Origin of the sequence: Curtobacterium sp. BRD11, from assembly GCF_031844345.1 — a bacterium.
In the GTDB taxonomy this organism is placed as follows: Bacteria; Actinomycetota; Actinomycetes; order Actinomycetales; family Microbacteriaceae; genus Curtobacterium.
Genome location: NZ_JAUZUZ010000008.1, coordinates 19506 through 39532, shown reverse-complemented (window position 1 = coordinate 39532; position 20027 = coordinate 19506). Strand labels below are relative to the sequence as shown.

The 20027-nt window shown below is 73.8% G+C and carries 13 protein-coding genes; 12 read left to right on the top strand and 1 reads right to left on the bottom strand.

The window, feature by feature from the left end; all coding sequences use genetic code 11:
* Window positions 1–158: 158 nt before the first annotated feature.
* Window positions 159–1073 (bottom strand): DMT family transporter, encoded by a 915-nt coding sequence (locus Q9R28_RS15365; RefSeq protein WP_311206521.1) that lies wholly within the window; start codon window positions 1071–1073, stop codon window positions 159–161.
* A 71-nt stretch (window positions 1074–1144) separates the two neighbouring features.
* On the opposite strand from Q9R28_RS15365, the gene Q9R28_RS15360 reads away from it, so the two are divergent.
* From Q9R28_RS15360 to Q9R28_RS15305, 12 genes are all read left to right on the top strand, one after another.
* Window positions 1145–1993, top strand: a complete 849-nt coding sequence (locus tag Q9R28_RS15360; protein ID WP_311206520.1) for a LysR family transcriptional regulator — start codon at window positions 1145–1147, stop codon at window positions 1991–1993.
* 71 nt (window positions 1994–2064) lie between these two features.
* Window positions 2065–3264, top strand: a complete 1200-nt coding sequence (locus Q9R28_RS15355; RefSeq protein WP_311206519.1) for a histidine kinase — start codon at window positions 2065–2067, stop codon at window positions 3262–3264.
* Complete coding sequence (locus Q9R28_RS15350; RefSeq protein WP_209685755.1) at window positions 3252–3959, top strand: response regulator transcription factor; 708 nt, start codon at window positions 3252–3254, stop codon at window positions 3957–3959. Before Q9R28_RS15355 ends, Q9R28_RS15350 begins: the two co-directional genes overlap by 13 nt.
* A gap of 33 nt (window positions 3960–3992) precedes the next feature.
* The gene (locus tag Q9R28_RS15345; protein ID WP_311206518.1) at window positions 3993–4805 is read left to right on the top strand and encodes a fructosamine kinase family protein; all 813 of its coding nucleotides are present in this window, start codon (window positions 3993–3995) and stop codon (window positions 4803–4805) included.
* A gap of 55 nt (window positions 4806–4860) precedes the next feature.
* Window positions 4861–5655: an HAD family phosphatase gene (locus Q9R28_RS15340; RefSeq protein WP_066655993.1), complete on the top strand. Its 795-nt coding sequence runs from the start codon at window positions 4861–4863 to the stop codon at window positions 5653–5655.
* 56 nt (window positions 5656–5711) lie between these two features.
* On the top strand, window positions 5712–7952 hold the full coding sequence (locus Q9R28_RS15335) for a glycosyltransferase family 39 protein (protein ID WP_311206517.1): 2241 nt from the start codon (window positions 5712–5714) through the stop codon (window positions 7950–7952).
* 52 nt (window positions 7953–8004) lie between these two features.
* Window positions 8005–8727: a response regulator transcription factor gene (locus Q9R28_RS15330; protein ID WP_311206516.1), complete on the top strand. Its 723-nt coding sequence runs from the start codon at window positions 8005–8007 to the stop codon at window positions 8725–8727.
* 35 nt (window positions 8728–8762) lie between these two features.
* Window positions 8763–10298, top strand: a complete 1536-nt coding sequence (locus tag Q9R28_RS15325) for a HAMP domain-containing sensor histidine kinase (protein WP_311206515.1) — start codon at window positions 8763–8765, stop codon at window positions 10296–10298.
* A gap of 112 nt (window positions 10299–10410) precedes the next feature.
* Window positions 10411–10791 carry a hypothetical protein gene (locus tag Q9R28_RS15320; protein WP_251160425.1) on the top strand — a complete coding sequence of 127 codons (381 nt, stop codon included), beginning with the start codon at window positions 10411–10413 and terminating at the stop codon, window positions 10789–10791.
* A gap of 76 nt (window positions 10792–10867) precedes the next feature.
* The gene (locus Q9R28_RS15315; RefSeq protein WP_311206514.1) at window positions 10868–12202 is read left to right on the top strand and encodes a glycosyltransferase; all 1335 of its coding nucleotides are present in this window, start codon (window positions 10868–10870) and stop codon (window positions 12200–12202) included.
* 434 nt (window positions 12203–12636) lie between these two features.
* Complete coding sequence (locus Q9R28_RS15310) at window positions 12637–18201, top strand: glutamate synthase-related protein (protein ID WP_311206513.1); 5565 nt, start codon at window positions 12637–12639, stop codon at window positions 18199–18201.
* The gene (locus Q9R28_RS15305) at window positions 18198–19985 is read left to right on the top strand and encodes a sulfite reductase subunit alpha (protein WP_311206512.1); all 1788 of its coding nucleotides are present in this window, start codon (window positions 18198–18200) and stop codon (window positions 19983–19985) included. Before Q9R28_RS15310 ends, Q9R28_RS15305 begins: the two co-directional genes overlap by 4 nt.
* Window positions 19986–20027: the final 42 nt, after the last annotated feature.

The following is a 20027-nucleotide window of genomic DNA, read 5'->3' as shown; positions in this document are numbered from 1 at the left end:
TCGATCCGGGCGTACCTGGTCGATCCGGGCGTACCTGGTCGTCCGTTCCCACCAGGTACGCCCGGTTCCACCTTCCATCGCAGCCGCTGTGGGAAAGAACGGGCAGCGCCAGAGCCGGAGCCCCGCAGCCCGCCCCGCCCCGCCCCGCCCGAGCGACGTCAGGCGGCGGCTGCAGCCCGCGGGGCGCTCCGCCGCCGCCCGCGCAGCACCCCGGACGCCAACGCGATCCCGAGCAGCACCACCAGCCCACCCACGGGCTCGTTCCACCGCAGCGGCTCCCCGAGCACGAGGACCCCGAGCGCCACCCCGACCACCGGCGTCAGGTAGGTCACGGTCGAGGCACGCCCCGCGCCCCACGCGCCGACCAGGCGCGTGTTCCACGCGTAGGCCAGCCCCGTGCCCACCGCACCGAGCGCCACCATCGCGGCCACGATCCTCCAGTCCAGGTCCACCGGCCCGGTCGCGATGACCGGCGCGACCAGCAGCATGAGCAGCGCCGCCAGGGTGAGCTGCACCGTCGCGACCGTCGTCGGGTCCTGCCCGCTGCCGACGCCGAAGCGCCGGAGCCACGCCAGTCCGATGCCGTAGGACGCGGTCATGCCGAGCAGTGCGACCTGGCCGGGGACGGTGGCGAGCACGGCGGGGTCGCCGATCAGGTCCCACGGACCGACGAGCACGAGGACACCCACGATCCCCAGCACGACGCCGCCGAGCTGGCGGCGGCTGAGCCGTTCGGACGGCACCAGCACCGCGAGCGCGAGGAGCGTCATGATCGGCGTCGTGGCGTTGTAGATGCTCGCCAGACCCGACGGCACGGTCTGCTCGGCCCACGCCATCAGCGAGGACGGCACGGCGTTGAGGAACACCGCGACGACGAACAGGTGTCCCCAGAGGCGCCGCTCGCGCGGCCACCGCCGTCGGGTGACGAGCAGCACCACGACGAGCGTGAGGGCTCCGAGGACCGTGCGGACGGTGGCGACCTGCTGCGGGGCGAGCCCCTCGAGCCCGATCTTCGCGAAGAAGAAGCTCGAACCCCAGGTGAGGGCGACCAGGACGTAGAGGAGGGCGTTCACGAGCGCTAGCATCGGCCACGTCCGGCACATGTGTCGAACGACTGACCTGCATGACGGCATGAAGGACACGCATGACCCTCTCGATCCCGCAGCTCCGCGCCTTCGTCGCCACCGTGGACGCCGGCTCCTTCACGGGCGCGGCCACCACCCTCGGCGTCGGTCAGTCCGCCGTCTCGCACGCCGTCGCAGGGCTCGAGCGCGAGGTCGGCGGGCCCGTGGTCCGGCGCGGCGGCGCCGCGGTCGCCACCCCGCTCGGCGACCGCATGCTGGCCCACGCCCGCAGCGTGCTCGCCTCGGTCGACGCCCTGGAGGCCGTGGTGCGGCCCGCCACGATCCGCGGCACCGTGCGCCTCGCCGCCGTCCCGACGGTCTGCCAGGGCCTGCTGCCACGGCTCCGCGAGCTGTGGGCGGTGACGCTGCCGGACGTCGACGTGCAGGTCTACGAGGGTGACGACGACGAGATGGCCGAGTGGCTCGAGGGCGGCACCGTGGACGCCGCCGTGCTCGTCGACCCGGTGCCGGCACCCCACGGGGGCGTGGTCGTCGCACGGGACGAGATGGGCGCGGTCGTCCGGCGCGACCACCCGCTCGCGTCGAGTACTGCGCTGACGCTCGACGACCTGCACGAGGACGGGCTGGTCGCCGGCGGCGGAGGCTGCGAGCACCAGATCCAGCGGATGCACGAGCTCACCGGGCAACCGTTCCGCTGGGCACACCGCGTGCGGGAGATGAGCACGATGTTCGGGATGATCCAGCGGGGCGAGGGGGTGTCGATCGTCCCGACGCTCGGGCGGGTGATGCTGCCGGACGACCTGGTGATGCTGCCCGTGGAACCGCGGTACGTGCGGACACTCGTGCTCAGCGGACCGGACTCGCGGCCGTGGCACCCGCTGGCCCGGGCCCTCGTCGACGCAGTGTGACCCCGGCCGCCGCCGTTTCTCCGACCTTCGGCCGATCCGGCGCGGGTGCCGGGGTTCCTAGGCTCGGAGCCGTGACCTCGACCGTGCTCCGTCCCGTGCCCCTCGGCCGACGCGTGTGGGCGCAGTCGTGGCGACTCGTGCTCGCGGCACTCGTCGGGCTCACCGCGTTCAGCGCGATCTGGTCGACCCTCGACACCACACGGTGGAGCGAGGCCCGGCTCGGTGCGGCGTTGCTCGTCGACCTCGCGGTCGGGCTCACCGCGCTCGTCCTGGTCCCCTTCCGGCACCGGGCGCCACTGCTCGTCGGCGTGCTCGTCATCGCCGGCAGCACCGTGTCCACCTTCGCGGTCGGCGCGGCCGTCCTCGCGCTGGTCTCGCTCGTCACCCGGCGGCGCCCGGCCGAGATCGCGATCGGGAGTGCGGCGTTCGTGGCCGCCTCGATGTTCGGTGAGGGGCTGTACCCGGTCGAGGACGCCACGCCCCTGTGGCAGGTGCTCGTCGCGGCCGTCGTGCTCACCGCCCTGCTCGTCGCGATCGGCATCGCGATCGGGCAGCGGCGGGCCCTGCTCGACGGGTTGCGCGAACGGGCCGCCCTGCTCGAACGCGACCAGCAGCTCCGCGAGGACCGCGCCCGGGAGCAGGAGCGGGCGCACCTGGCCCGCGAGATGCACGACGTGCTGGGACACCGGCTGTCGCTCGTCGCCCTGCACGCCGGGGCGCTCGAGTACCGCGGCCGGTCGCTGTCACCCGACGAGACGGTCGAGGCCGCCGGGGTCGTCCGGGCCGAGGCGCACGCCGCACTCACCGAGCTCCGCGACGTGCTCGGCGTGCTGCGGGAACCCGGGGACACCGCCGCGCTCGCCGGAGCCGCTCCCCCGCAGCCGACCCTGCGCGACCTCCCCGCGCTGCTCGACGAGGCGCGGTCCTCGGGCGCCGTGGTGTCGGCGACCGTCGACGAGGCCGTCACCGCCGCGCCGGACACCGTCGGGCGGCACGCCTACCGGGTGGTGCAGGAGGCGCTGACGAACGCCCGCCGACACGCTCCGGGGCAGCCCGTCACCGTCACGGTCGACGTGCTCCACGGCCCGGCGCTGCGCGTGCTGGTGGGCAACCCGACGGTGGGACCCGCGAGCACCGGCGACGGCGCTCGCGGCGGTCACGGCCTGCGGGGTCTGGCGGAACGGGCCCGGCTCGTCGGTGGGACCTTCACGGCCGGTCGCGACGACGACGGCACCCACGTGGTCGAGGCGGTGCTCCCGTGGACGGCGTGAGCGCACCGATCCGGGTCGTCCTCGTCGACGACGACCACCTCGTCCGGGCCGGGCTCCGACTGCTCCTGAGCGGCGACGACGGCATCGAGGTCGTCGGCGAGGCCGGCGACGGACTCGAGGCCGAGGGCGTGATCGCCTCCGCAGCACCCGACGTCGTGCTCATGGACATCCGGATGCCCCGCTGCGACGGCCTCGTCGCCACCGAACGGGAGCTCCGGAAGCAGCCGGAGCTGGCCGTGCTCGTCCTGACCACCTTCCAGGACGACGACCTCGTGCTCGGAGCGCTGCAGCGGGGCGCCCGGGGCTTCCTGCTCAAGGACACCCCGCCGCACGACCTCGTCCACGCGGTCCGGACGGTCGCCGCCGGGCGGTCGATCCTGTCGCCGTCGGTGCTCGACCGCGTCATCGCCGTCGCGGCGAGCGCCCCGACCGGAACGGGACGTGGGACGGCCGCCGTCGCGACCGCCGCGGCCGACGGAGCCGCCGAGCGCGCGCTCCTGGCGAGCCTGACCGACCGCGAGACCGAGGTCGCCCTCGCCGTGGCCGCCGGAGCCTCGAACGCACAGGTCGCCGCCGACCTTTTCGTGAGCCTGGCCACCGTGAAGACCCACGTGGGGCACGTGTACGAGAAGTTCGGCGTCGACAACCGGGTGCAGCTCGCCCTGGTCGTGCACGCCGCCCGCCGCGGAGCCTGAACACCCGCCGGGCACCGTCGGCAGGATGGACCGGTGCCCGAGATCCACGTGAAGACGTTCCGCGACCCCGACGAGGCGACCGCCGAGGCCGCCGGACTGGCCTGGCTCGCCGAGGCCGAGGAGACGGGCGGCACCCGGATCGCCCGCGTCCTCGACCACCCGGAGCCGACCGTGCTCCACCTCGAACAGATCCGCGACGGCAGCCCGACGCGTGCACAGGCCGAGCGCTTCGGTCGCTCGCTCGCACGCACCCACGCCGCCGGTGCCGACCACTGGGGTGCACCCTCGCCCGGGTTCCCGACCCGCGGCGGCCTGCGGATGGGTCGGTCGCGGACGCCGTTCACGAGCGCCGCCGACGCGCCGGCCACCTGGGGCGCGTTCTTCGCCGAGTACCGCATCCGGGACTTCGTGCAGCGCATCGTCGACCGCGGTGGCTTCGACGCTGCCGAGGCCGCGGTGTTCGACCGCGTGGCCGACCGGCTCGAGGACGGCACGCTCGGCTCCCCGCAGCCACGGCTCGTCGGCGACGCTCCGGCGCGCATCCACGGCGACCTCTGGGCGGGGAACGTCCTGTGGCCCACGGACTCCTCGGAACCGACCGGTGCGGTGCTCATCGACGCAACGCCGCACGGCGGGCACGCGGAGACCGACCTGGCACTGCTGGCGCTGTTCGGACTCCCCCGGCTCGAGTCGGTGCTCGCCGGGTACGACGCCGAGTCCCGCTTGGCGGACGGTTGGCAGGAGCGCGTCGAGCTCCACCAGCTCGCGCCGCTGCTGCTGCACGTGTACCTGTTCGGCGGCTCGTACACCGACCACGCGTTGCGCGCCGCCCGCCGCTACGCCTGACGCCGCGGGGCGTCCGCAGCGGCGGGGACGCAGGTGTGTCACCTACGCTGGCGCGATGGCGGTGGAGCAGACGGGTGGCCCGGTCCTCGCGTTGTTCGACGTGGACAACACGCTCGTGCACGGCGCGAGCGCCTTCCACCTGGTCCGTGGCCTCCGGGCCGCCGGACTGATCACCCTGCGCGACATCGTCAGCGCCGGGTGGAAGCACGCGCGGTTCAAGGTGCGCGGGGAGGACGACCGGCACCTCGCCGCGGCGCAGACCCGCGGGCTCGAGGTCATCACCGGCATCACCGTCACCGACATGGCCCGGTTGGCCGACGACGTGTGGGAGCGCCACACGGAACCGAGCGTCTGGCCGGAGACCGCCGCGCTCGCGCGGGAGCACCTCGCGAAGGGCCACCAGGTCTGGCTCGTCACCGCGACGCCGACGTTCCTCGCCGACGTGATCGCGCGGAGCCTCGGCCTGACCGGTGCCCTGGGCAGCGTGTTCGAGGTGCAGGACGGCGTGTACACGGGCCGCCTCGACGGCGCGTTCCTGCACGGCGAACAGAAGGCCGTCGCCGCCCGGGCGCTCCTGGCGAGGACCGGTGCCGACCCCGCGATCTGCTGGGCCTACTCGGACTCGCGGCACGACATCCCGCTCCTCTCGCTCGTCGGGAACCCCGTCGTGGTGAACCCGGACCAACAGCTCGCGACACACGCGCGCACCGCTGGGTGGCCGTCGATGCGGCTGCAGCGCGCAAGCATCCGCCAGGCCCGCCGACGGGTCCGCCGCGAGGCCGCCTCCGGCACCGGTACCGCTACCGGCACCGGCACCGGCACCGGCACCGGCACCGTGCAGCGCTCTTAGGGAGCACCGAGGGAACACATCGGATCGGCCGACCCGGACCGGCGATCGTCGTCGACATGACCACCTACCCGACCCCCGCGACCGACCGTCCGGGCCGCGCCCACCCCGGTGGGAGCACCGCCGCCCGGGTCCGTCGACGCCAGCCCCTCGTCCGCCTGTTCGCCGGCGAGCGCGAGGACGCCCGCTGGCTCCGCCCGGCGTTCTGGGCGCTCCTCGTCCTGACCGCCGTCGTGTACCTGTGGGACCTCAGCATCTCCGGGTACGCGAACAGCTTCTACGCTGCCGCCGTGCAGGCCGGCACGAAGTCCTGGGAGGCGTTCTTCTTCGGCTCCCTCGACTCGTCGAACTTCATCACCGTCGACAAGCCCCCGGCCTCGCTGTGGGTGATGGTGCTGTCCGCCCGGGTGTTCGGCTTCTCGTCGACCAGCCTGCTGCTCCCCCAGGCGCTCATGGCCGTCGGCTCCGTCGCCCTGGTGTGGGGCACGGTCCGGCGGACCCTCGCCCGCCTCGGTGCGACGACCGCGAACGTCGGTGCGCTGCTCGCCGGCTTCGTCGTCGCCGCGACCCCGGCCGCCGCGCTGATGTTCCGCTTCGACAACCCGGACGCGCTCCTCGTCCTGCTCATGACCGCGGGCGCGTACTGCACCGTCCGGGCGCTCCCGAGGGGCAGCTGGCGGTGGATCGCCCTCGCCGGTGTCGCCCTCGGCTTCGCGTTCCTGACGAAGATGCTGCAGGGCCTGCTCGTCCTGCCGGCGTTCGGCCTCGTGTACCTGTTCGCCGCACGCACGAGCTGGGGCCGGCGCGCGATCGGCCTCGGCATCGCCGCGGTCTCGCTCGTCGTGTCCGCGGGGTGGTGGGTGGTCGCCGTGGCGCTGTGGCCCGCGGAGTCGCGCCCGTACATCGGTGGGTCGACGGACAACACGGTCCTCGACCTGGTGTTCGGCTACAACGGCCTCGGTCGCATCTTCGGCGGCTCGGGCAACGGCGGCGGCGGGGGCGGCATGGGCGGAGGCGGCACCGCGGGCTCGTCGTTCGGCGGTGCGACCGGGTTGGACCGCCTGTTCTCGTCCGAGATGGGCCTCGAGATCTCCTGGCTCCTGCCCGCCGCGCTCGTCGCGCTCGTCCTCGGCCTGGTGGTCGTCGGTCGTCGGCACCTCGCCGATCCGGCACGCGCCGGTCTGGTGCTGTGGGGCGGCTGGCTGATCGTCACCGGTCTGGTCTTCTCGTTCATGTCCGGCACGATCCACCCGTACTACACGGTCGCGCTCGCCCCGGCGATCGCCGGCCTGGTCGGCACCGGTGGTGCGCTCCTCTGGCACGCCCGCGAGCGTGTCACCGGTCGCCTCGGCCTCGCCGCGATGGTCGGCGGGACGGCGTTCTGGAGCTGGTGCCTGCTGAACGAGGACCCGACCTGGCTGCCCTGGCTCCGATGGGTGGTGCTCGCCGGTGGGCTCCTGTCCGCCGCGGCGATCGTCGTCGGCAGCGTGCCCACCCTCCGGAAGGCCGTCACCGTCGGCGTCCTCGCCGGCACCCTGTTCGGGCTGACCGGCACGACCGCGTACGCGCTCGCCACGACGACCGTCGCGCACTCCGGGTCCATCCCGAGCGTCGGCCCGGCGGGCAGCGGCTCCGGTGGGACGGGCGGCGCAGCAGGATTCCCCGGCGGCGGTGGCGGTGGACAGCCGGGAGGCGCGGGAGGCCCCGGCGGGTCGACTGACGGCACGCAGACGGACGGCTCCCAGGACGGTGGCGGCCCGGGCGGGCAGGGCACGCAGCAGGACGGGACGGACGGCTCCCGGCAGGGCCCGGACAGCGGCGGGCAAGCGCCGACCGGCTCGGCTCCTGCGGGGACGGGCGACGGCGTCCCGACGATGCCGGGCAGTTCCGGCTCCGGCTCCGGCTCCGCGACCTCGGAGGACGGTGCCCCGACCGGCGGCGGCGGGATGGGTGGTGGCGGTGTGACGACGTCGTCGGCACTGACGAAGCTGCTCGCCGCCTCGGACGCGAAGTGGTCGGCCGCGGTGAACGGCTCGCAGTCGGCCGCGCAGCTCGAGCTCGACACCGACACCGCCGTGATGGCCATCGGCGGCTGGTCGAGCGACCCCGCGCCGACCCTGGCCGAGTTCCAGGCCTGGGTCGCGGCCGGTGACGTCGGCTACTACGTGTCCTCGGGCTCCGGCGGCGGGATGGGTGGCGGCTCGTCGACCGCGAGCGCGATCCAGGAGTGGGTCGCCGCGCACTACGAGGCGACCACGGTCGGCGGCCAGACCGTCTACGACCTGAGCGCATCGAAGTGACGGCATCGACGTGACCGACGACGAGGACACGGCGGTGGCTAGGCTCCGGTGCATGGCGGACCGACCACTCCGACGCACCGACGGCAGCCCCGTCCGGGTCCTCGTCGTCGACGACGAGCACGCGCTCGCCGATGCCGTCACCCTCGCGTTCGAGGGCGACGGCTGGGCCGTACGGGCGGTGCACCGCGGACGGGACGTGCTCTTCGCGGCGCGGGAGTTCCTGCCCGACGTGGTCGTGCTCGACGTGATGCTGCCGGACATCGACGGCTTCGAGGTGCTCGAGCGGCTCCGGGACGCCCGGGACCCCGTGCGGGTGCTGTTCCTCACCGCCCGGGACGCCCCCGAGGACCGGCTCGCCGGACTCACCGGCGGCGGCGACGACTACCTGACGAAGCCCTTCGGCATCGACGAGCTGCTCGTCCGTGCCCGCATCCTGGCCCGGACCGCACCGCAGGTGGTCGCGGCACCGGGGTCGTCCGCGGTCGTGGTCGGCGACCTCCGGCTCGACGAGGAGGACCGCTCGGTGCTGCGCGACGGCGAGCCGATCGAGCTCACGCCGACCGAGTACGAGCTCCTCCGCCACCTCGCCCGGAACGCGAACCGGGTGCTGTCCCGCGAGCAGATCCTGGCGAGCGTGTGGGGCATGGACTTCGGCACGTCGTCGAACCTCGTCGACATGTACGTCTCGTACCTGCGGCGGAAGCTCGACGCCGGACGCGAGCCGATGCTGCAGACGGTCCGGGGTGCCGGCTACGTGCTGCGGCCGACGCCGTGAGCCGTCCGGACGGGGCGGGGCGTGCCTCCCGGCCGGTGCGCACCCCGTCGCTGCGCTGGCGGATCGTCGGAGCCGTGGCGCTGCTGCTCGTCGCGACGAACGTCGTCGTCGGCGCGGTGACCGTGATCGCGTACCGCGAGTACCTGGTCGGGCGGCTCGACGCGGAGCTGGCGACGGCGGCGGGACGGACCCCGGGCGGGCAGCCGCCGTCCGGACCGCCCCCGGAGTCCTCGGACGGTCAGCAGGACCCGGACAACCGGTTCATCGGGGCGCCGGGGCAGGCGGCCGACACCGTCGTGGCGGTCCTGCGCGACGGTGCAGCCGTGCTCGCCGGGTACACGGACGGTGCCGGTGCGCAGCACGGTCTCAGCCGAGCGCAGGAGGCCGTGCTCGCGGACGTCGCACCGGATGCGACCCCCACGACGGTCTCGCTGGGGTCGCTCGGGGCGTACCGGGCGCAGGCGGTCACCCGCGGCGGCGAGGTCTTCGTGACGGCGCTGCCCCTCGGGGACCTGCGCGCGTCGGTCGTCCGACTCGTCGTCGTCATCGGGAGCACCACGCTGCTCGCACTCCTCGTCGCGGCGTGGGCGCTGACCCTGGCCGTCCGACGATCGCTGCGTCCGCTCGAGCGGGTCGCCTCCGTCGCGTCGAGCGTCACCGCGCTGGACCTCGAACGCGGAGACGCCGACATCGCCGCCCGGGTGCCCTCCGCGGACCTCGTGGTCAGCCGCGAGGTCGGACAGGTCGGCACCGCGCTCAACCGGCTGCTCGGCCACGTCGGCCGCGCACTGACCGTCCGACGGGACGCCGAGCGGGGCATGCGCACCTTCGTCGCCGACGCCTCGCACGAGCTGCGCACGCCGATCGCGACCGTCCGCGCCTACGCCGAGCTGTCGGCCGGTTCGCAGGACGTCGCAGCGCTGCAGCGGAACGCCGAACGGATCGGCCGCGAGGCGGTGCGGATGGGCGACCTGGTCGAGGAGCTCCTGCTGCTCGCCCGGCTCGACGCCGCGACACACGACGGCGCGGCGCCCGACGCCGCGGCCCTCACCGCCCGGCCCGGGACGGTGCACGAGGAGGTCGACCTCACCGCCACGGTGGTCGAGGCCGTGATGGACGCACGAGCCACCGCACCCGACCACCGGTGGATGCTGCAGCTCGCCGACGACCGCCCGCTGACGGTGTCCGGCGACCCGGGGCAGCTGCGGCGCGCCGTCACGAACCTGCTCGCGAACGCGCGGACGCACACCCCGGCGGGGACGACCGTCGTGGTGTCGCTGCAACGGGTCCCGCGCACCGGGGGCGACGAGGCCGCGACGGGTGGGCTCGCACGGCTGGTCGTGGCGAACGACGGACCCCCGATCGACGCCGAGGTCCTGCCGGTGCTGTTCGACCGCTTCACCCGGGGCTCGTCGTCCCGCTCGCGGGAGCACGGGACGAGCGGCCTCGGACTGGCGATCGTCCGCGCGGTCGTGACCGCACACGGTGGGAGCGTCCGGGTCGTGTCGGAGCCGGGACGGACCGCGTTCACGGTCGACCTGCCGGAGGTCGGCGACCGATCCGACGCATGACGATCCCGGTGCACGATCCCCGCGGACCGCGAACCAGGATCGTCACGCCTACCCGCTCCCGCTTCCTCGTCTGCCACGGGTACGCTGCGGGCACCGGCGGAAGGGGAACGCGATGGACCAGCGACACGGCGACCTGCGGGACGGCGACCTGCGCAGCGGCGACCTGCGGGACGGCGACCTGCGCAGCGGCGACCTGCGGGACGGTGACCCGCGCGGGACGGACCAGCGGTTCACCCGCCTGCCGGAGCGTGCCCGACCCGAGGACCTGGTCGTCGAGGTCCCGGCGTTCGAGGACGACCGACCCCAGCCCGAACCCGAGCCGCCGGCCGCCGCCCCCGAGCTCGTCGCCGCGACCCGCTTCGCGCAGACCTCGCACGCGATGCCGACGATCCGGCGGACGCAGACGCGCGCGGGGCTCTGGATCGCGGGCGTGCCGATCGCGGCGCTCGCCGTCGTCGCGATCGTGCAGATCGTGCTCGGCGTCACCGGCTGAGCCCTCCGACCGCTTCTTAGGGGCACCACAGGGTGCTGCTGCGGTCCGCATCGACGCGCTGCCGAGCCTGGGCGGCATGACGGAAGCAGCCACCCCCCACGACCGCAGCACCCCGCTCGACAGCAGCACCGCGCTCGACATCGACATCGTCGTGCCCTGCCACGACGAGCAGGGCACGCTCGCCGCCCACGTCCGACGTCTGCACCACTTCTGCCGGACGTCGTTGCCGCACACCTGGCGCATCACGATCGCCGACAACGCCTCGACCGACGACACCGGGCGCATCGCCGACGACCTCGCCGCGATGCTGCCCGAGGTGCACGCCGTCCACCTGCCGCTCAAGGGTCGCGGCCGCGCCCTCAAGGCGGTCTGGGCAGCGTCCCCGGCCGCCGTGCTCGTCTACGTGGACGAGGACCTGTCGACCGACCTCGCGGCGCTCGAACCGCTCGTCGCACCGCTGCTCTCCGGCCACTCCGACGTGGCGATCGGCACGCGGCTCGCGGGGTCCTCCCGGGTCGTGCGCGGCGGCAAGCGCGAGTTCATCTCCCGCTCGTACAACCTGCTCCTCCGCAGCACGATGGGCGTGTCGTTCTCCGACGCCCAGTGCGGGTTCAAGGCGATCACCCGCCAGGCCGCCGACCACCTGCTGCCCCTCTGCGAGGACGACGCGTGGTTCTTCGACACCGAGCTCCTGGTGCTCGCCGAGCACGCGGGGCTGCGCGTCCACGAGGTCCCGGTCGACTGGGTCGACGACGTGGACTCCTCGGTGCACATCGCGTCGACCGCAGCCGAGGACCTCAAGGGCATGTGGCGGGTCTCCCGGGGGCTCGCGACCGGGCGCATCCCGATCGACCCGGTGTACGACGCCATCGGCCGGCAGCCCTTCACGACACCGCACGTGGGGATCATCGGTCAGCTCATGCGCTTCGGGACCATCGGCGTGCTGTCCACGGTCGCCTTCGCGCTGCTCTACGCACTGTTCCGTCCCGCGATCGGAGCGCAGACGGCGGACTTCCTCGCGCTGCTCATCACGGCGATCGGCAACACCGCACTGAACCGCCGCTTCACCTTCGGAGTCCGAGGGCGGGCGGGGGCCGGCGTCCACCACGTGCAGGGACTCGTCGTGTTCGGCGTCGCCTGGGCGATCACCGCCGGGTCGCTCGTCCTGCTGCACACGACCGTGCCCGGGGCGTCGCACGGCGCCGAGGTCCTGGTGCTCACCGGCGCGAACCTCGTCGCGACCCTGGTGCGCTTCGTCCTCTTCAAGGCGTGGGTGTTCCGCACGCGTCGGCGTCCCGTGCTCGTGCGCCCCGGCGGCCCCACCGCTCCCACGGCCGACGTTGCCGGCCCGATCGCGACGACGGCGACCGCCGCGTCGGCGGCCCGGCGGGTCGACGAGCCGGCGGCCTGACCCGCCGCAGCAGGCGCGCCGCGGCGCGGCGCGGCGCGGCACGGCGCGGCACGGCGCGGCACGGCGCTCGCGGCACAACCGGAAGCACGTCGCGCCACGGGATCCCGTGGCGCGAGGTGCTTCCGGTTGTGCGCAAGCAGACAGAACCGCGGGAGCAGAACGGCACCGGCACCGAGAACAGCACCGGCACCGGCACCCGCACCGGCACCCGCACCGGAACCGGCCGCGCACCGGACGGGAGGCGCGTGGCCGGACCGCCCCGCGCCTCCCGTCCGGCCGGTCTGTTGCACCCGCGGTATACCAAGCCGTAGCATCGGCTCACCGCACCACCCCCACACAGGGCCACGACCGCCACCACCGGTCCGCCCGCGGCGAGCGCTCCACCGATGCAGCCCTGGCCGTCCGCTGCCGGCTGAGCCCCACTGGACCCGCACGTGAACCCCTCCCCCTTCGGTCTGTACGACCCTGCCCGCGAGTCGAGCGACTGCGGCGTCGGCTTCATCACCCGCCTCGACGGGGTGCCGACCCACGACGTCATCGTCCGCGGTGACGAAGCGCTCTGCTCGATCCCGCACCGGGGCGGCAAGTCCGCCGAGGGCGTCGGTGACGGCGCCGGCGTGAGCATCGACCTGTCGGTGGAGTTCTTCAGCGCGATCACCGGCGAGGAGCTCGTCGCCGGGCACTTCGGCGTCGCGAACTGCTTCGTGCCGGCCGACCCCGACGAGCGTGCCGCCGCCGTGCAGACCGTGACCGACGCGATCGAGCACGAGGGCTTCGCGCTGCTGCTCGTCCGCGACGTCCCCGTCGACCACTCGGTCGCCCGTCCCGAGGCCGAGCAGTACCAGCTGCCGATCGTGCAGTGGGTGTTCCGCGCGCCCGAGGGGTGGTCCCGCACCGACGTCGACGCCGCGGCGAACCGCGCCCTGCTCGCCGTCGAGCGCGTGTCCTACACGCAGGCGGCCGAGGCCCGTGCCCCGCACGCCGCGCTCTACCCGCTGTCGCTCAGTGCCCGCACGCAGATCCTCAAGGGCCGGCTGAACTCGGGCGAGGTGATCTCGTACTTCCGCGACCTCACGGACCCGCGGCACTCGGTGCGCACGCTCTACTTCCACACGCGGTTCTCGACGAACACCGAGCCGCACCCGACCATGGCGCAGCCGTTCCGGTTGATGGCGCACAACGGTGAGCTCAACACCGACCGGAAGAACCGGCTGTCGGACGAGGCACTCGCCGCCGCCCGCACCCGCAGCATCGTCCGGCCTCCCGGACAGTCGGACTCGAGCCGGCTCGACCAGACCCTGCAGAGCCGCGTGTTCGACGACGGGCTCGAGATCGTCGAGGCCGTCGTCACGCTCATGCCGCCGGCGTGGGAGAACGACCGCACCCTGACGGCCGACGTCCGGGACATGCTCGAGTACTTCTCGCTGTACGAGGAGAAGAACGACGGCCCGGCCGCGGTGATCTTCAGCGACGGCGACGTCGTCGGCGCACGGCTCGACCGACTGGGGCTCCGTCCCCTGCGGACCGTGCAGACGGACGAGTACCTCATGGTGGCGTCCGAGTCCGGCCAGGTGACGTTCCCGGCCGACGAGGTCGTGCACCGCGGTCGCATCGAGGCCGGCGGCATGCTCGTCGTCGACCACCGCACCGGGTCGGTGATGCGCACGGACGAGGTCCTGCGGATGCTCGCCGCCCGTCGCGACTACGGGACGCTGCTCGACGCCGCCCGCGTGCACCTCGACGACCTGCCGGCGCCGGCCTACGACCGCGGCACCAGCACGCTCGGCTACGACGGCGACCTGTCGCTCGCGGGCCGCTACGTGGCGTACTCGCTGAACCAGGAGAGCTTCCGGTTCATGCTCGACCCGATGCTCGCCACCGGCTCGGAGCGCATCTCGGCGATGGGCTACGGCAACGCCATCAACGCGCTGAGCGACACCGAGGGCGGCATGGCGAAGTACTTCTCGCAGCGCTTCGCCCAGGTGACGAACCCGCCGCTCGACTCGATCCGCGAGGCCGACGGCATGTCGATGCGGGTCGCCCTCGGCAGCAAGCCGGACGGTACGGGCAGCGCGTCCGGCACGTCGAGCCGGCAGATCGTCGTGGACTCCCCCGTCCTCGGGCACCTCGACATGGTCCGCCTGCGCGACCAGACGATCGTGCCGCTCGAACGGTTCGACATGCTCTACGTGCCGGTCGTCGACGACGAGCAGGCGAACGCGGACGCCGTCCGTACCGCGACCGAACGGCTCGCCGGTGCCGTCGTGGCCTTCGCCGAGCGCCAGGGCGGGATCGCGGTCCTGACCGACCGCTCGGTGTCGTCGACGCACGCACCCCTCCCCGTGATCCTCGCCGTCGCCGCCGTCAACCAGCGGCTCATCGAGACCGGTCTGCGCCTGCGCGTGTCCGTGGTCGCCGAGTCCGGCCAGCTGCCGTCCTCGCACCACGTGGCCACCGCCCTGGGCTTCGGGGCCTCGGCCGTGTACAGCCTGTCCGCCCGGCTCCGCGCGGAGGAGAAGTACCCCGCCGCCCCCGCACCCGCCGGCGAGCTCACCGAGACGGATGCCGCCCTCGAGCGCTTCCGCAAGGCGGCCGAGAAGGCGCTGGCGAAGACGATGGGCCGCGTCGGCCTGTGCACCGCCGAGAGCTACATCGGCGGCGAGTTCTTCGAGCCGAACTACCTCGACACCGGCGACGACCTGTTCGCCCGGGTCTTCCCGCACATGGCCGCTCCGGTCGGCGGTGTCGGCTTCGCCCGCATCGCCCAGGCGTCCACCGAGTGGCACGAGCGCGCGCGCTCGGTCGCCACCGAGGGCCAGGTCCCCCTGCTCGGCCTGTTCAAGGAGCGGTCGGACGGCGCCGGACACTCGTTCGGCGTCGCGAGCGTCCGCGGCTTCGGCGGCATGACCGAGGAGCGCCCGGCCTTCGAGCGCTCCGGTGACTCCGACGCGCTGCGGCTGCTCACGCTCCGGCAGCTCGACGACTCGTTCGGCATCTCGGACACGGCGTACCGGAACACCGGCTACGACCGGCTGAGCGACGCCGAGATCGACGCGCACCGCATCACGCCGGGCTACGTCACGTTCCTGCAGACCACGCACGACGAGCGTTCCCGCCGCCCGGCGGCCCTGCGCGACGTGCTCGCCCTGCCCGCGGACGTCACCGGCATCGACGAGGCGTCGGACTTCGCGCGCGAGCTCGGCCGCTTCTCGACCACCGGGAACGCGAGCATCACGGTGCGCGGGCTGTCCGGCTCGCGGTCTTCCTCGGAGGACGCCCTGCCGGGAGGCACGACCCGCTTCACCCTGCGGCTCACCTCGACGGGGCCCACGGGCGCACTGCGCCACCGGGCCCTCGCGGACGGGCTCGCCCTGCTGCACCCCGGCACGGTCGACGTCGACGTCGTCGCCGACGACCGGGTGACGCTGCGCGCCACCGGTGCGGCCGCCGACCTGCTCGGCCTGCTGCAGCAGGCACCGGCGAGCGTCGACGTGGCCGAGGTCCAACCCGCGCACGAGATCACCCGGACCCTGGCGTCCGGTGCGATGAGCCACGGCGCCCTCGTCGCGACCGCGCACGAGGCCGTCGCCCACGGCACGAACATGGTCGGCGGCATGTCGAACTCGGGCGAGGGCGGCGAGCACCACTCCCGCTACGGCACGATCCGCGGCTCGCGCATCAAGCAGTTCGCCTCGGGTCGGTTCGGCATCTGGGCGGGCTACCTGGCCGACCCGATGCTCGAGGAGCTCGAGATCAAGATCGGCCAGGGCGCCAAGCCCGGCGAGGGCGGACAGCTCCCCGCGCCCAAGGTCACGGTGGACATCGCCGCGGCCCGGGGTGGGACGCCCGGCGTCGAGCTCATCTCGCCGCCGCCGCACCACGACACGTACTCGATCGAGGACCTCGCGCAGCTCATCCACGACTGCAAGGCCGCCCGGGTCCGCGTGGTCGTGAAGCTCGTGTCCTCCGAGGGCATCGGCACGATCGCGGTCGGCGTCGCGAAGGCCGGCGCGGACGTCATCAACGTCGCCGGGAACACCGGCGGCACGGGCGCCGCAGCCGTCACCAGCCTGAAGTACGCCGGGCGGTCGGCGGAGATCGGCGTGGCCGAGGTGCACCAGGCCCTCGTCGCGAACGGCCTGCGCCAGAAGGTCACGCTCCGCTGCTCGGGCGCGCACCAGACCGGCTCGGACGTCGTCACGAGTGCGCTGCTCGGCGGGGACTCGTTCGAGTTCGGCACGACCGCGCTCATGATGCTCGGCTGCGTGATGGCGAAGAACTGCAACGTGAAGTGCCCGGCGGGCCTGACCACGAACGCCGAGGCCTTCGAGGGCGACCCCCGAGCGCTCGCGCAGTACCTGCTCAACATCGCGCACGACGTCCGGCAGATCCTCGCGCGCCTCGGCCTGCAGTCCCTCCGCGAGGCCCGGGGTCGCACCGACCTGCTGCAGCTCCTCGACCACCCGGCGTCCGTCGGCCGGCTGGACGTGCGGAACCTGCTCGCGCAGGTGCCCGAGAAGGTCGTCACCGACCCCGAGTACCTCGAGAAGGACTACCGCACCGACGACGCCCTGATCGACCAGGTGCGGGCCGCGCTCGTCGACGGGCACGAGCACGCCCTGACCGTGGACGGCATCGGCCTGGGCAACGCCGACAAGTCGGTCGGCGGGCAGCTCGGGATCGACGTCGAGCGCCTCCTCAACCACGAGCTGCGGGACGTCGACCTGTCGGGCCACCCGGCGGTCACCACCGACGACCGCGGTCGTCGTCGCCTGGTCGACGGCGCGGTGACGGTCCGCACCCACGGCGCTGCCGGGCAGTCGTACGGCGTCTTCACGAACGACGGCACGACGCTCGAGCACACCGGCACGGCGAACGACGGTGTCGGCAAGAGCCAGTCCGGCGGACGCATCGTCGTCCGTGCCCCGGGCGGCGGGAGCGCCGAGCGCGGCGGCAACGTCCTCGTCGGCAACTTCGCGCTGTTCGGCGCCACCGGCGGACGCACGTTCGTCGAGGGCGAGGCCGGCGACCGGTTCGCCGTCCGGAACTCCGGCGCGACGGCGGTGGTGGAGGGCCTCGGCGACTTCGGCTGCGAGTACATGACCGGCGGCGCCGTGCTCAACCTCGGCGGCCACGGCAAGGGCCTCGGCAACGGCATGTCCGGCGGGTTCCTGTACCAGTACGACCCGTCGGGAGCGGTGACCGAGCGCGCGAGCACCGACTCGCTCCTCGTCTTCCCCGTCACGGAGACCGAGCGCGGTGCGTTCCACGAGGCCGCGGCGAAGCTGCTGCTCGAGTGGCACCTCGAGGCCACCGGGTCCGCCCTCGCCGAACGGCTGCTCGCGGAATGGGCGACCACCCGCGAGCACGTGTTCGTCGGGATGCCGCGCGCGCTCCTGCTCAGCCAGGACGCCGACGAGATCCTCGCCGCCGCGACGCGGAACGAGCTCCTCGACGAGCTCGCGACCTCGGTGGCGACGGACAAGCTCCGGGCGTTCAAGGTGGACTACCGCGACCAGCGGACGGTGCTCGACGGCCGCGCTCCGGCGCTCGGTGACCAGGGCGAGGACACGTTCTCGCTGCTGTCGTCGTACACGGTGCTCGGGGTGGCGCAGGACGTCGCGCAGGAACGTGTGCCGGGTGCCGCGCCGAGCGACCCCCGGGTGACCGAGGCGGTGCGCAACCTCGTCCTGACCGAGGACTTCCAGGTGAAGCAGCGCGTCGTCAAGTACCTCCGCGGCACGTTCGACCGGTTCGCCGACGACGAGCTCGCGACCCTCATCGCCGTCAAGCGGCTCGACGACGCCAAGCGTGCCCTCGCACAGCGGAACAACCGCAGCGCGGACATGCCCGGTACCACGGGGTGGATCATGCACCAGAACGCCAAGAACGCCGGCCGTGTCCGCGCCGCCCGCTTCGATGAGCTGCTCGCGACCGCGGCGCTCGAGGACATCGCCGCCCGCGCCCCGCAGGCCCCCGTCGAGGCGGTGTCGGCATGAGCACGCTTCCCCCCACCGGGCAGCTGATCCCGGTCGACGCCCCGTTCTCGGCAGCGCAGGAGTCGTGGCTCGCCGGGTTCATCGCCGGCATCGCGGCCGCGGGCAAGCGTGCCACCGGCGGTGCCCCGACCACGACGGTGGACGTGCTCTTCGGGACGCAGACCGGCAACGCCGAGTTCCTCGCCGACGAGCTCGTCACCGGCGCGAAGGCGCGCGGGCTCGGCGGACGGGCGACACCGCTCGACGCCGTGACGCCGGAGCAGCTCGCCGGCATGTCGCACGTGCTCGTCGTCACCTCGACGTACGGCGAGGGCGAGATGCCCGACAACGCCGGCCTGTTCTGGGACGCGGTCCAGGCCTCGACGGTCCCCCGGCTCGAGGGGCTGCAGTACGCGGTGCTCGGGCTCGGCGACACGAGCTACGACGAGTTCTGCCAGGCCGGGAAGCTCCTCGACCTGCGGTTCGAGCAGCTCGGCGCGACCCGCATCCACGACCGCGTCGACTGCGACGTCGACTTCGAGGACCCCGCGGCGCTCTGGAGCGCGGCGGTCCTCGACCGGCTGGCGGCCGAGGCCGGAGCGCAGCCCTGGGCGGACGGCCCCGCCGCAGCCGCGACCACGTCGTCCGCCGCAGCGGGCGCGTCGGAGGCGGGCCGCGCCTCCCGGCCGGGATCGCAGTGGAACAAGCGCAACCCGTACCGAGCCCCGCTCGTCGTGAACCGGCTGCTCTCCTCGCCGCGCAGCGCGAAGGAGATCCGGCACGTCGAGTTCGACCTCGGCACCTCGGGCATCGAGTACCGCGCCGGCGACGCCCTCGCGGTGGTACCGCACAACGACCCCGCGCTCGTCGACCAGCTGCTCGAGCACCTCGGGGCCGACGGGGCCGCCGTGTTCGACGGACGGCCGCTCGCCGAGGTCCTGCGCACCGAGCGCGAGATCCGGACGCCGTCGAAGGACCTCGTGGCCGACCTCGTGCAGCGCGCACCGGCGTCGGAGCTCGCGGCGGTCGTGTCGCACGGGGACAAGCACGAGCTCGACCGGTGGCTCTGGGGCCGCGACGTCCTCGACCTGCTCCGGGACGCCGGTACCGCGGCGCCGTCGATGGAGGAGCTGCTCCCGAACCTCCGCGGGCTGCAGGCGCGGCAGTACTCGATCTCGTCGAGCCCGCTGGCGCACCCGGACCGCGTCCACCTGACGATCGCGTCCGTCCGCTACGGCGACGCGCACCGGTCCCACGCCGGCGTCGCGTCGACGTACCTGGCCGACCGGGTGCAGGCCGACGGTGAGGTCGATGTGTACCTCCAGCCGAACGCCGCGTTCGGGGTCCCCGCCGACGGCGACGCCCCGATGGTGATGATCGGCCCCGGCACCGGCATCGCCCCGTTCCGCGGGTTCCTGCACGAGCGGGCAGCGGCCGGTGCGACCGGGCGGAACTGGCTGTTCTTCGGCGACCAGCACCGCGAGACCGACTTCGTGTACGAGGACGAGCTCACCGCGATGCAGGCGTCGGGCGTGCTCACCCGGCTCGACCTGGCGTTCTCGCGCGACCAGGCCGAGAAGGTCTACGTGCAGACGCGGATGCGCGAGCAGGCGGCGGAGCTCTTCCGGTGGCTCGAGGACGGGGCGCACGTGTACGTGTGCGGCGATGCCTCGCGCATGGCGAAGGACGTCGAGCAGGCGCTCCTGGAGGTCATCGCGACCGGTCGGGGCCGCGGGGACGACGACGCGCAGGCGTACCTGGCGGACCTGCGGCGCGCGAAGCGCTACGTCCGCGACGTGTACTGAGCGGCGCCGCCGCCGAGGCGTGCCCCGGCCGCCGAGGGACCG